The sequence below is a fragment of the Pandoraea fibrosis genome, from assembly GCF_000807775.2.
Taxonomy (GTDB): Bacteria; Pseudomonadota; Gammaproteobacteria; order Burkholderiales; family Burkholderiaceae; genus Pandoraea; species Pandoraea fibrosis.
This window is the reverse complement of record NZ_CP047385.1, coordinates 4,561,222-4,573,866: the sequence shown is the minus strand read 5'-3', so window position 1 is coordinate 4,573,866 and position 12,645 is coordinate 4,561,222. Positions and strand designations below refer to the sequence as shown.

10 protein-coding genes are annotated in these 12,645 nt (G+C 63.9%); all 10 read left to right on the top strand.

The window, feature by feature from the left end; genetic code table 11:
- Positions 1 to 29 precede the first annotated feature (29 nt).
- The 10 genes from PI93_RS20205 to PI93_RS20160 all read left to right on the top strand — a co-directional run bounded on the left by PI93_RS20205 (position 30) and on the right by PI93_RS20160 (position 12,596).
- Positions 30 to 1,916 carry a dipeptide ABC transporter ATP-binding protein gene (locus PI93_RS20205; protein WP_039366763.1) on the top strand — a complete coding sequence of 629 codons (1,887 nt, stop codon included), beginning with the start codon at positions 30 to 32 and terminating at the stop codon, positions 1,914 to 1,916.
- A 190-nt stretch (positions 1,917 to 2,106) separates the two neighbouring features.
- A complete protein-coding gene (gsiB, locus tag PI93_RS20200) occupies positions 2,107 to 3,666 on the top strand; it encodes a glutathione ABC transporter substrate-binding protein GsiB (RefSeq protein ID WP_039366760.1) in 1,560 nt (519 codons plus the stop codon).
- 97 nt (positions 3,667 to 3,763) lie between these two features.
- Positions 3,764 to 4,684, top strand: coding sequence for a glutathione ABC transporter permease GsiC (gene gsiC / locus PI93_RS20195; RefSeq protein ID WP_039366757.1), 921 nt, complete (start codon positions 3,764 to 3,766; stop codon positions 4,682 to 4,684).
- Between the two features lie 10 nt (positions 4,685 to 4,694).
- Positions 4,695 to 5,603 (top strand): glutathione ABC transporter permease GsiD, encoded by a 909-nt coding sequence (gsiD, locus tag PI93_RS20190; protein WP_039366754.1) that lies wholly within the window; start codon positions 4,695 to 4,697, stop codon positions 5,601 to 5,603.
- 20 nt (positions 5,604 to 5,623) lie between these two features.
- Entirely contained in the window at positions 5,624 to 6,745 is a 1,122-nt protein-coding gene (locus PI93_RS20185; protein ID WP_052240445.1) for a DmpA family aminopeptidase, read from the top strand.
- A 24-nt stretch (positions 6,746 to 6,769) separates the two neighbouring features.
- Positions 6,770 to 7,588 (top strand): M55 family metallopeptidase, encoded by an 819-nt coding sequence (locus tag PI93_RS20180; protein ID WP_039366751.1) that lies wholly within the window; start codon positions 6,770 to 6,772, stop codon positions 7,586 to 7,588.
- Positions 7,589 to 7,919: 331 nt separating this feature from the next.
- Positions 7,920 to 8,801: a DUF4118 domain-containing protein gene (locus tag PI93_RS20175; protein WP_052240444.1), complete on the top strand. Its 882-nt coding sequence runs from the start codon at positions 7,920 to 7,922 to the stop codon at positions 8,799 to 8,801.
- 2 nt (positions 8,802 to 8,803) lie between these two features.
- On the top strand, positions 8,804 to 9,673 hold the full coding sequence (locus PI93_RS20170) for an alpha/beta hydrolase (protein ID WP_039366748.1): 870 nt from the start codon (positions 8,804 to 8,806) through the stop codon (positions 9,671 to 9,673).
- A 288-nt stretch (positions 9,674 to 9,961) separates the two neighbouring features.
- A complete protein-coding gene (locus PI93_RS20165; RefSeq protein WP_080759047.1) occupies positions 9,962 to 11,170 on the top strand; it encodes an ABC transporter ATP-binding protein in 1,209 nt (402 codons plus the stop codon).
- A gap of 121 nt (positions 11,171 to 11,291) precedes the next feature.
- A complete protein-coding gene (locus PI93_RS20160; RefSeq protein WP_039366745.1) occupies positions 11,292 to 12,596 on the top strand; it encodes an ABC transporter substrate-binding protein in 1,305 nt (434 codons plus the stop codon).
- The last annotated feature ends 49 nt before the right edge of the window (positions 12,597 to 12,645 follow it).

The following is a 12,645-nucleotide window of genomic DNA, read 5'->3' as shown; positions in this document are numbered from 1 at the left end:
TCAGCAAGCGAAGAATAGCGAGGACAGGCGTGGCAGAGCGCAAGACAACCCCTACGATTTCGTTGCCCGACGAGCGCGTGCTCGACGTGAGCGGCCTTACCGTGCAGTTCGCGACGTCCGAGCGCGTGGTCACGGCCGTGCGCGACCTGTCCTTCCATGTCGACCGTGGCGAAACGCTCGCCATCGTGGGCGAATCCGGTTCCGGCAAGTCGGTGACGTCGCTCGCGGCGATGCGCCTCGTCGAAAACGGCGGCGGAAGCATCACCCACGGGTCGATGATCATGCGTCGCCGCAACGGCAAGCTTGTCGACCTGACGCGCGCGAGTGGCCGGACCATGCGCAGCATTCGCGGCGCCGACATGGCGATGATTTTTCAGGAGCCGATGACCTCGCTCAATCCGGTGTTCCCGGTGGGCGAGCAGATTGCGGAATCCATTCGACTGCACCAGCACAAAGACGCCGCGTCCGCGCGTGCCGAGGCGCTACGCATGCTCGAACTCGTGCGAATTCCGGAAGCACGTCGTGTGCTGGGGCGCTTCCCCCATCAGCTCTCCGGCGGTATGCGTCAACGTGTGATGATCGCGATGGCGCTGTCATGCAAACCGGGCCTGCTGATCGCTGACGAACCGACGACCGCGCTCGACGTGACGATTCAGGCGCAGATCCTGCAACTGATCCGTGCGTTGCAGGACGAGATGCACATGGGCGTCGTGTTCATCACGCATGACATGGGGGTCGTGGCAGAAGTCGCCGATCGGGTGCTCGTCATGCATCGTGGCGACAAGGTCGAAGAGGGCGTGTCACAGGAGATTTTTGCCGCGCCGCGCGAGCGTTACACGCAGGCGCTGCTCTCTGCGGTGCCGCGTTTGGGGTCGATGCATGGCACCGACCTGCCGGCGCGCTTCCCGTTGCTGCGCTACGACGCGCCGGCCGACGCCAAGCCTGCTGCCGAAACCCCGCAGCCCACCGTCAAGACCGACGCCGGCCCGATTCTGCGTGTGAAGGATCTCGTGGCCCGCTTCGACGTGCCATCGGGTTTCTTTGGTCGCGTGAAGCAACGCGTGCATGCCGTCGAGCGCGTGAGCTTCGACCTGTATCCGGGCGAGACGCTGGGTCTCGTAGGGGAGTCCGGCTGCGGCAAGTCCACGACCGGCCGCGCATTGCTGCGCCTGGTCGCGAGTCAGGGCGGCTCGATCGAATTCGGCGGCAAGCCGATTCAGAACCTCGCCGGGCGCGCCCTGCAAACGCTGCGCCGCGACATCCAGTTCATCTTCCAGGACCCGTTCGCCTCGCTCGACCCGCGTCTGACGGTCGGCTTCTCGATCATGGAACCGTTGCTCGTGCATGGCGTGGCGAGTGGTGCAGACGCCGAGAAACGCGTGGCCGAGTTGCTCGAACGGGTCGGATTGCCGACGGAGTACGCGCAACGCTACCCCCATGAATTCTCGGGTGGCCAACGTCAGCGCATCGCGATTGCGCGAGCGCTGGCGCTCAAGCCGAAGGTCGTAATCGCCGACGAATCGGTCTCGGCACTCGACGTCTCCGTACAGGCGCAGATCATCAACCTGATGCTCGACCTGCAAAAGGAGTTCGGCATCGCTTTCCTGTTCATCTCGCACGACATGGCGGTCGTGGAGCGCATCAGTCATCGCGTCGCGGTGATGTACCTCGGTCAGATCGTCGAGATCGGCCCGCGCCGCGCCATTTTCGAGAATCCGCAACACCCGTACACGAAGAAGCTGATGTCGGCGGTGCCAATTGCCGACCCGGCGCGCCGTCATGCCAAGCGGGAGTTGTTGACCGAAGAGATTCCGAGCCCGATCCGCGCGCTCGGCGACGAACCGCAGGTGCAGCCGCTGGTGGAAGTCGGCGTGGGGCACTACGTGGCGCGTCATCGTGTGGCGGGCGCGTATTAGGCCGACGGATGCGGTGGCGCGGCGTCATGCCCGCGCCCCGGCCACCGGCAGGGGATTTTCCGGGGAATGCGTCTCCGGTAGCTCAGGCAGTACCCAGTTGCAACTCTCTTTGTAGCCACAATGTCCGCCAAGGGACGCAGTCGCAAGACTCGCTCGCGGCGGCCCCGTCAGACCAGAAGGAGAAAGACAGATGTCGAAAACCGCTTTGTTGGGCGCTCGCTGGAAAACCGCGTTCGCGTCCGCCGCCGTGGCTTCGGCCTTGCTCGGAGCAGCGCCGGCATTCGCCGCCAAGGATGTTGTGATGGCGGTGCAGTCCACGTTCACCACGATGGACCCATACGACGCCAACGACACGCTGTCGCAGGCCGTCGCCAAGGCGTTCTATGAGGGCATGTTCGGTTTCGACAAGGACATGAAACTCATCAACGTGCTCGCCGAAAGCTATACGGTCTCGCCGGACGGCCTCGTCTACACGATCAAGCTCAAGTCGGGTGTGAAGTTCCAGGACGGCACGACTTTCGATGCCGCTGCCGTGAAGGCGAACTTCGACCGCGTGACGAATCCGGACAACAAGCTCAAGCGTTACAACCTGTACAAGGAAATCGCCAAGACGGAAGCGGTCGATGCCCATACGGTGAAGTTCACGCTCAAGGAGCCGTTCTCGCCGTTCATCAATACGCTGGCGCACCCGTCGGCCGTCATCATTTCGCCCGAAGCCCTCAAAAAGTACGGCAAGGACATCGCTTCGCACCCGGTCGGCACGGGCCCGTTCGAGTTCGTGGAATGGAACCGTACCGATTACGTGAAGGTGAAGAAGTTCGACGGCTACTGGAAGAAGGGCTATCCGAAGGTCGACACGATTACGTTCAAGCCGGTTGTCGACAACAACACGCGTGCCGCCGTCATGCAAACGGGCGAAGCGGGTTTTGCGTTCCCGGTGCCGTATGAACAGGCCGATGGTCTGAAGGCGAGCGGCAAGGTCGACGTGATCGCCGGGCCGTCGATCATTCAGCGCTACGTGAGCTTCAACACGAAGCAGAAGCCGTTCGACGACGTGCGCGTGCGTCAGGCCATCAACTACGCCATCAACAAGGAAGCGCTGGTGAAGGTGGCCTTCTCGGGCTACGCCACGCCGGCCGACGGTGTGGTGCCGAAGGGCGTCGACTATGCCGCCAAGACCGGCCCATGGCCGTACAACCCTGCCAAGGCGAAGGAGCTGCTCAAGGAGGCGGGGTATCCGAATGGTTTCGAGACCACGTTGTGGTCGGCCTATACGTACACGACCGCGCAGAAGGTGATCCAGTTCGTGCAGCAGCAACTGGCGCAGGTCGGCATCAAGGCGCAGGTGCGGGCGCTCGAAGCCGGTCAACGTGTCGAGCTGGTCGAGTCGGCGCCGGACCCCGACAAGGCCCCGGTGCGCATGTACTACGTGGGCTGGTCGTCGTCGACGGGCGAAGCCGACTGGGCGCTGCGTCCGTTGCTGGCTTCCGAGTCGTTCCCGCCGAAGCTGTTCAACACGGCGTACTACAAGAACGACGCGGTGGACGCCGACCTCAACAAGGCGCTGCTCACGACCGACCGTGCCGAGAAGACCAAGCTCTACACGGACGCACAACAGAAGATCTGGAACGATGCGCCGTGGGCGTTCCTCGTGACGGAAAAGCTGCTGTATGCACGCAGCAAGAGCCTGTCGGGGGTGTACACCATGCCTGACGGTTCGTTCAACTTCACCGATATTTCGATGAAGTAAGCATCACGCGCAAGTGTGAAGTGTCCGCGCCGCCGGCGAGACTGGCGGCGCGGTTGACCGCAAGACATGGTTTGGCAAGACGTTCGGCAAGACTGCGATGCTCAATTACTTTCTCAAACGCCTGCTCGGCCTGATCCCCACGCTGCTGATCGTGGCAGTGCTGGTGTTCGGCTTCGTGCACATGTTGCCGGGCGATCCGGCGCGTCTGGCGGCCGGGCCGCAGGCTGACGAGGCGACCGTGATGCTGGTGCGCCAGGATCTCGGCCTCGACAAGCCGCTGCTCACGCAATTCACCCACTTCATCACGCACGCGGTGCGGGGTGACTTCGGTCTGTCGATGCGCAGCAAGCAACCGGTCTCGCAGGAGATCGGCAGCCGCTTCATGCCGACGCTGTGGCTCACGTTGGTGAGCATGATCTGGTCGGTAGTCATCGGCATGGGACTGGGGGTGGCGTCCGCGGTGTGGCGCAATCGCTGGCCGGACCGGCTGGGCATGACGTTCGCGGTCTCGGGCATCTCGTTCCCGGCGTTTGCGCTGGGGATGCTCCTGATGCAGGTTTTCTCGGTGCAGCTCGGATGGCTGCCCACGATGGGCGCCGATTCCTGGAAGAGCTACATCCTGCCCTCGATCACGCTCGGAGCGGCGGTGGCGGCCGTGATGGCGCGCTTTACCCGCTCGGCGTTCGTCGAGGTGCTTCACGAGGACTTCGTGCGCACCGCCCGCGCGAAGGGGCTCAACGAAATGCATGTCGTGTTCAAGCATGCGCTGCGTAACGCCATGATTCCCGTCGTCACAATGATGGGCCTGCAGTTCGGTTTCCTGCTCGGCGGCTCGATTGTCGTGGAAGTGGTGTTCAACTGGCCGGGGCTCGGACGTCTGCTGATCGATTCGGTCGAGATGCGAGACTACCCCGTGATTCAGGCGCTGGTCCTGTTGTTTTCGCTCGAGTTCATTCTGATTAACCTCGTGGTCGACGTGCTGTACGCCGTCATCAACCCGACCATTCGCTACAAGTGAGGCACGCATCATGAACGCGGGTCAACCAACGACTGCTACCTCCACCGCTGCCACCGCCGGCAGCAACCGCGTGCGTACACCGTGGCGCGAGTTCTGGCGCAAATTCAAGAAGCAGCACATCGCCATGGTTGCCGGTGCGTTCGTGCTGGTGCTGGTCATCATCGCGATCCTGGCGCCGCATCTCGTGCCGTTCGATCCGGAGAACTTCTTCGACTACGACGCGCTGAATGCGGGCCCGTCGGCGAAACACTGGTTCGGCGTCGATTCGCTCGGACGCGATATCTTCAGCCGCGTGCTCGCGGGCACACGCATCTCGCTGGCCGCCGGTTTCGGCTCGGTCGCGCTGGGGGCGGTGATCGGCACCGTGCTCGGGCTGCTCGCGGGCTATTACGAAGGCTGGTGGGATCGCATCGTCATGCGGATTTCCGACGTGCTATTCGCCTTCCCGGGCATTCTGCTCGCCATCGGTGTGGTGGCCGTGCTGGGTAACGGCATGATCAACGTGATCGTTGCTGTCGCGATTTTCTCGATTCCGGCGTTTGCGCGGCTCGTGCGTGGCAACACGTTGGTGCTCAAGCATCTGACGTATATCGAAGCGGCACGCTCCATCGGTGCGTCGGACTGGACGATCATCATGCGCCACATTCTGCCGGGCACGGTGTCGTCCATCGTGGTGTATTTTTCGATGCGCATCGGCACGTCGATCATCACCGCCGCGAGCCTGTCGTTCCTCGGTCTGGGCGCGCAGCCACCCACGCCGGAGTGGGGCGCGATGCTTAACGAGGCCCGCGCCGACATGGTCAATGCGCCGCACATCGCGATCTTCCCGAGCCTGGCCATTTTCCTGACCGTGCTGGCGTTCAATCTGTTGGGCGACGGCTTGCGCGACGCGCTCGATCCGAAGCTCGATCGTCACTGATTTCAACGCAGGAGCGCGACATGACGCCATCGTCAGACCCTCGCGAAGCCTTGTTCGGCGCCCCCTACGTCGGGTATTTGCCTGCCGGGCCGCGTCATGCGATCACTGACGTGCCGGGCGTTTTCGTCGGGCATGTCACGCTCGCCGACGGGCCGTTGCAGACGGGGGTGACGGTGGTTTGTCCGACGCCTGCCGAGACGGCAGGGTCGGCCAAGCCGGCCACTTCCCCCGATGTTCGCTGGGACCCGTTTCGCACCAGGATTCCGGCGGCGGCGGCGGTCATCAACGGCTTTGGCAAAAGCGTTGGTCTGATGCAGATCGACGAGCTCGGTGTGATCGAAGCGCCTGTTGCGCTTACCAACACGTTTTCCGTCAGCCATGTGGTGATCGGTCAGTTGCGGGCGGCGCTCGCGGCGAATCCGGACATTGGCCGTGGCAGTCCGTCGCTCAATCCGACCGTTCTTGAATGTAACGACGGCTATCTGAACGACATGCAGGCGTTCGCCGTGACCGAGGCGCACTATGCACAGGCGCTGGCGAATGCGTCCTCCGAGTTCGAGCAGGGCGCGGTCGGCGCCGGGCGGGGCATGTCGAGCTTCGGCCTCAAGGGAGGTATCGGCTCCGCGTCGCGCACGGTGCAGACGGCGGGGCAGACCTTCACGGTCGGTGTGCTCGTGCTGTCGAACTTCGGCCGTGCGCCGCAGTTGATCATCGCAGGACGTCACGTCGGGCCGGTGCTCGACGAGCGACTGGCGCAACCTGACCAAAGCGCTGCCCCCGAGCGGGGCTCCATCATCATGCTGGTCGCCACCGACGCACCGCTCGATGCGCGGCAATTGCGCCGTGTCGCGACGCGCACCGGCGCCGGTCTGGCGCGCACCGGCTCGGTGTACGGCCATGGCAGTGGCGACGTGGCGCTGGCGTTCACCACCGGCTATACGATGCCGCACGACGCGATGGGGCGGGTTGCCCCCGCAGCGCTCGTGCCTGACGCGTTACTCGATCCGATTTTTCAGGCCACGGCCGACGCCACCGAACAGGCGATTCTGCACGCGCTCTTTGCCGCCGAGTCCGTGCTCGGGCGCGATGGTCACGTGCGGCGCGCGCTCGCCGACGTGCTGCCCGACTGGGCATCGCTGTGAGCCTCTCCCTTTCTTGCTGACATCATGCGAATTCTGATCTCCACCGACATCGAAGGCATCGCGGGCGTCTTTCACACCGAACAGACCCGGGCGGGAAACGGCGAATACGAACGCGCGCGCCGCTGGATGACGCGCGAAGCCAACGCGGCCGTCGAAGGCGCCTTCGCGGGTGGAGCGACGGAAGTCATGGTCAACGACTCGCATGGCGGATTTCGCAATCTGCTCCCCGACGAACTCGATCCTCGCGCCCGTCTCGTGTTGGGTAAGCCGCGCTATCTCGGCATGGTGTCAGGGGTGGAAGCCGGTTGCGACGCGCTGTTCATGATCGGCTACCACGGCAAGGCGCAGAGTGCCGGCATTCTGGCGCACACCATCAACAGCTTTGCCTTCGCGCGCGTGTGGCTGGCCGGCGTGGAGGCGAGCGAAGCCATGCTGTACGGCGCACTCGCGGGTGAGCGCGGTGTGCCGATGGTCATGGCGAGCGGTGATGACGTGTTTTGCGAAGAGACGCAACTGATCTTCCCGCACGCCCGTTACGTCCAGACGAAGTCGGCATGGGGGCAGGGCAGTGGCATGACGCTCAGCCCGAGCCAGTCCTGCGACCTGATTCGCGACGCCGCCAAGGCAGCGCTCGCGGAGCCGCGCAAGTGGCATACGTACACGGTGCAGCCCCCCGTCGACGTGCGCCTGCAGACGCAGAGCACCGCACTGGCCGATCTCTTCTGCCAGTGGCCCACGCTTGAACGTGTCGATGGCGTGACACTTCAGTTCGTGGCACCGAGCGTCGAGGCGGCGGTGCGAATGCTGAACTGCCTGTCAGCGATGTCATTCATGTTGCGTTGAGCGACGCTATCCCGTCCGCTTTCGCAACCCCGCCAGTGCTTTCCCCGTCGGACCAAATCGATATTCCCCTAAAGCCCGTCAGGGCATTTGGGGGAGTTTTTGGTTGTGCGCCCGCCGTGGTTTTCCCTGTCAACCGGCCCGGCGAAGCCTGCCCACCCGCGCCGTTGCTGGTTTGCCATCCCATGTTGTTAAGGCGCTACTGAGTAGGGGTTCGCCGCCACAGAACGTCAAGGCCCGGCATGCGATAATCCGTAATATTTTGTAACAGGTGTGCCGCTTTTTGGGGCACGGCGGTGGATTATTGAGTGCCGGTGAGTCCCGGCGGTGGATCATGGATATCAGAAACGCCCGACGTTGGGCGGAGCCCGGCGCGAAACGTTACGTCGGCGCGCTTATGGTGGTACTTGCTGCGTTTCTTATTCGCAGTCTGCTGCATCCGGTGCTGGATCACTCGATGCCGGGTCTTTTCTTCGTCTGCGCCGTCATCATTGTCGAATTCGTGTGGGGGCTGGGGCCGGCGATCATGGCCATGGTCATCAGCATTCCGATTTTCGACTTCTTCTTCGTCCCGCCGTTTCGCGACGTTGCCCAGCTCGACCGGCGCGATGCCATGATCGTGACTGGCTTTCTGATGATCACGCCGCTTGCCGTTGTGCTGATCGAACGCCTGCGTCGCGCCCAGTACCGTGCCGAGTTGATCGCGGAAGTTGCGCAGACGCGCTACGAGATGTTGTTGCGTGCCGAAAACGAACGCATGTTGCTGTCCGACTCGGTGCAGTTGGGCAACGCCTTGATGACGTATCTGACGAAGCATCTCGACACGATCTTCTATCTGGCCAATCCGGCCACGCACTACGAATTCATCGACGAGCATTTCCGCCGGGCGACCGGCGTGGCCCCCGAGGTCGTCAAGCGCGAGGGACTGCGCGCGTTGCTGCATCCGGAGGACGCCCAGCGTCTGGCCGGGCTGTTTGCGGTGGATGGCGAGCGCCCGCAGCACGGCGCGCATAACCTGCGCATGCGCACTCGCGAAGGCGGTTACGAGATGTTCCACTGCGAATTGCAGTATTTCCGCGCCCATGTCGGCACGTATGTGATTTTGCGTTTGCACGCGGGGCCGACCGTGCGTCCGGTCACGCCGTTGCACACGCTTACGCCTGCGGCCAATGCACGCGATGTTATCGAGACGCCGGTCGTCTCTGGCGGAGTTTGAGGATGTTCCAGAACGATATTTTCTATAAAGGCGGCGAACACGCGGTGCTGCTGTTGCCGGGGCTGTCGAGCACACCGCTCGAGATGCGCCCGGTCGCGAAGGCATTGCATCGCGACGGCTACACCGTCTCGGTGCCGCACATCGAGGGCTATGGGCTTGGCACGCCGTGCACCGACTGGCGCTCGTGGATAGCGGCGGCGCGTGCGAAGTATCGCGAACTGCGCGACACGCACGACACCGTGTCGGTGTGCGGTCTGAGCATGGGCGCGACGCTGAGCCTTGCCGTCGCGGAGGAAGAGCCGGATATTACAGCGCTGTCGCTGCTGGCCGTCACGCTCGTGTACGACGGCTGGACCATTCCCTGGTATTACCCGCTCATCGATCTGGTCTACCACACGCCGTTCCGGCATCGTTACCGCTATCAGGAGAAGGCACCGTTCGGTCTGAAAAACGAAGCGCTGCGGGCGCGTGTGGCGAAATCGATGTCGATGCACGACGCCTCCGAGATCGGCTCCGCCTCGTTGCCGCTGGCGCACCTCTACAATGCGCGCCGGCTGGCGGCGCATGTGCGCAATCGGCTGAGTCGCGTCACGGCCGATTGCCTCATCATTCACGCCGTCGACGACGACACGTCGAGCCCGCATAACGCGCGCATCGTCTACGAAGGGGTGTCGTCCGAGATCAAGCAGAAGTGCCTGCTCGGCGAGAGCTATCACATTCTGACGATGGACAACGAGCGCGAAACCGTTGCGGACGAGACGCGCCGCTTTTTCCGCGATGCCGTGGCCCGCAGCACGGGCGCCGCCACGTCCGAGACGCGCATCATTTCCAAGGCGCTGCTGCGCGCCAAGCGGCGTCAGGCCGCAGCCTGACCGGCAGGCGCAGTCGCCGCAGCTGCCAAACGGTGCGCGCGGCGACTGCGGTTTCCTCGCCTTCCCGCTTCCTCGCTTCCTCGCTTTCTCGCTTCATTTCCCACGTACTGCGAAACATATTGAGGTATCCGGTTGCCTGACCGGCTGCCTGATATCGGCGTGCCATCCGGGCGCAGCATCCTGAAGCGAGAGGGTGTCATCAAACTGCCATCGATGGCCGGTTATGGTCTGGGTTTTCCGATCCAGCCTCCTGCATGACCTGCTGGCGGCGCCGCATACCCTCAGGCCATGTCATCGCTCGTCATCGAATCCGTCAGCAAGCAGTGGGGCAATACACACGCGCTTCACGATGTGAGTTTCGCCGCCGATGCGGGCTCGCTGGTGGTGCTGCTCGGACCGTCCGGCTGCGGTAAATCGACATTGCTGCGCATGATTGCCGGCCTCGATACGCCAAGCACCGGACGCATTCTGCTTGGTGGCACCGATGTGACCGGACTGCCGCCCGCGCGCCGCAAGCTCTCGATGGTGTTCCAGTCGTATGCGCTCTTCCCGCATTTGTCGGTGCGCGAAAACCTGTTGTTCGGTCTGCGCGTGCGGGGTGAACCGGCACGCGATTATCCGCAGCGTCTGGCGCGTGTGGCATCGCTGCTCGGGCTTGAGCCGTATCTGGAGCGCAAGCCGTCCCAACTCTCGGGCGGTCAGCAGCAGCGTGTGGCACTTGGGCGTGCCGTGATCGCCGAGACGTCCGTCTGTCTGATGGACGAACCGCTCTCGAACCTCGACGCGCAACTGCGTCAGGAAATGCGCCGCGAGATCCGCGCGCTGCAACAGCAGCTCGGCATGACACTGGTCTACGTGACCCACGATCAGACCGAGGCGATGAGCATGGCCGATCAGGTCGTGCTGCTGCGAGATGGCCGCATCGAACAGCGCGGCGCACCCCATACGCTCTACGCCACGCCCGCCACCCGTTTTGCCGCCAGCTTCATCGGGACGCCGCCGATGCAGTTGCTGCGCCTCGTACGCCACGGCGACGCGTGGGTACCCGCCGGCCAGACCGGTCCTGCGCTGGCTGCCGCACCGAGCGGCACGCCGGACACCGCATTGCTCGGCCTGCGTCCCGAGCATGTCCGTGCCGTTCCGCCAACGTCGGTGGGGGCGGTGCTCGCCACGGTGAGCGCTGTCGAATATCTGGGCGCAGACACGCTCGTCGCCTGCACGTTGGGCGAAGCCGGAGAGGTCGCCACGCGCGTGCCCGGACATCGGCCGTTCGCGCCGGGCGACGCGATCGGTCTTCAATGGGACTCGGCTGACCAGCATCTGTTCGACACCGCCACCGGCATGCGTTTCGCCGAGGTCACGGCCAACTGGCGAACGGCGGACTTGGCCGCTCCGGTGTGCGCAAACGCCGTCGTGGCGCCTGAGCCCGAACTGGCGACGGTCATACCACGGGTGGCCGCGGCCCTCACGTCCCACAAACCCGAGCAACACGTCTGACACAGGCCCGCCGCCGTTGCCGTCGAGTCGACCTGCGTCGTCCCGGCGCGGCGATCGAGAGGCCCGGCATCGGACAACTGTCACACCACCATCACCACGCTTACATGGGGAACCCAACGACATGCGACGCACGATTCTGAAAACGTTTGCGGCCAGTCTGGCCACGCTGGCATTGAGTGGCCTGACGCACTCGGCCATGGCGCAGCAAAAGCCGGTCGAACTCACGTTCTACTACCCGGTCGCCGTGGGCGGTCCGGTCACGAAGATCATCAACGATCTGGTGGCAGACTTCGAGAAGGATCATCCGAACATCAAGGTCAAACCGGTGTACGCCGGGACCTACCAGGATTCCGTGGTCAAGGCGCTGACCGCCGCGAAGGCCGGCACGCCGCCGCAACTGGCCGTGCTCGCCGCCGCAGACGTCTTCACGCTGATCGACGAAGACGCCGTGGTGCCTATCGACAGCATTGCCAATACGGCTGCCGACAAGCAGTGGCTCGACGGCTTCTACCCGGCGCTGATGCTGAATTCACGCATCAACGGCCATACCTGGGGCGTGCCGTTCCAGCGCTCGACCATCGTCATGTACTGGAACAAGGACATGTTCCGCGAGGCAGGTCTCGATCCGGATCGCGCGCCGGCGAACTGGGCCGAACTGACCCGCTATGCGCAGACGCTCACCAAGCGTGACGCGTCGGGCAACGTGAGCCAGTGGGGCATCAAGGTGCCGTCTGTGGGCTTTGCCTACTGGCTGTTCCAGGCGTTTACCACGCCGGCCGGTATCGAACTGATGAACCCGGCGGGCACCAAGACATTCCTTAACGCGCCGCAGGCCGTCGAATCGCTTCAGTACTGGGTAGACCTCGCCGCGAAGTACAAGGCCATGCCGACGGGCGCTATCGAATGGGGCACCACGCCGAAGGACTTTCTCGAGAAGAAGACGGCCATCATCTACACCACCACCGGCAACCTGACCAATATCCGCACCAACGCCACGTTCCCGTTCGGCGTTGGCAAGATGCCGGCCAAGGTGCGCGGCGGCAGCCCGACCGGTGGCGGCAACTTCTACGTGTTCAAGAAGACCTCGCCGGAAGAGAAGCAGGCCGCGATGACCTTTATCAAGTGGGCCACCACGCCTGAGCGCGCGGCGCAGTTCGGCATCGACACGGGCTATGTTGCCGTGACGCCGGCCGCCTGGGAGACCCCGGCGATGAAACAGTACGTGCAGAAGGTGCCCGCCGCCGCCGTGGCACGCGACCAGCTTGGCGTGAGCGTGGCGGAGTTCTCCACGCACGACAATCAGCGTGTGACCAAGGCGCTTAACGATGCCCTGCAAGCGGCGCTCACCGGTACCAAGTCGCCGAAACAGGCACTGGACGATGCGCAACGCGAAGCGGATCGCATCCTGCGCCCGTACGCGCGTTGAAGTGTCGTCGAAGTCTCGCGACGGCCTGATGTCGCCGGACTTCGTTGTC

Bases quoted from the DNA above. Each gene is read 5' to 3' on its own strand.
- gsiC (WP_039366757.1), top strand. From the start codon at position 3,764: ATGCTCAATTACTTTCTCAAACGCCTGCTCGGCCTGATCCCCACGCTG.
- PI93_RS20160 (WP_039366745.1), top strand. From the start codon at position 11,292: ATGCGACGCACGATTCTGAAAACGTTTGCGGCCAGTCTGGCCACGCTG.
- PI93_RS20185 (WP_052240445.1), top strand. From the start codon at position 5,624: ATGACGCCATCGTCAGACCCTCGCGAAGCCTTGTTCGGCGCCCCCTAC.
- PI93_RS20165 (WP_080759047.1), top strand. From the start codon at position 9,962: ATGTCATCGCTCGTCATCGAATCCGTCAGCAAGCAGTGGGGCAATACA.
- PI93_RS20180 (WP_039366751.1), top strand. From the start codon at position 6,770: ATGCGAATTCTGATCTCCACCGACATCGAAGGCATCGCGGGCGTCTTT.
- PI93_RS20175 (WP_052240444.1), top strand. From the start codon at position 7,920: ATGGATATCAGAAACGCCCGACGTTGGGCGGAGCCCGGCGCGAAACGT.
- PI93_RS20170 (WP_039366748.1), top strand. From the start codon at position 8,804: ATGTTCCAGAACGATATTTTCTATAAAGGCGGCGAACACGCGGTGCTG.
- gsiD (WP_039366754.1), top strand. From the start codon at position 4,695: ATGAACGCGGGTCAACCAACGACTGCTACCTCCACCGCTGCCACCGCC.
- gsiB (WP_039366760.1), top strand. From the start codon at position 2,107: ATGTCGAAAACCGCTTTGTTGGGCGCTCGCTGGAAAACCGCGTTCGCG.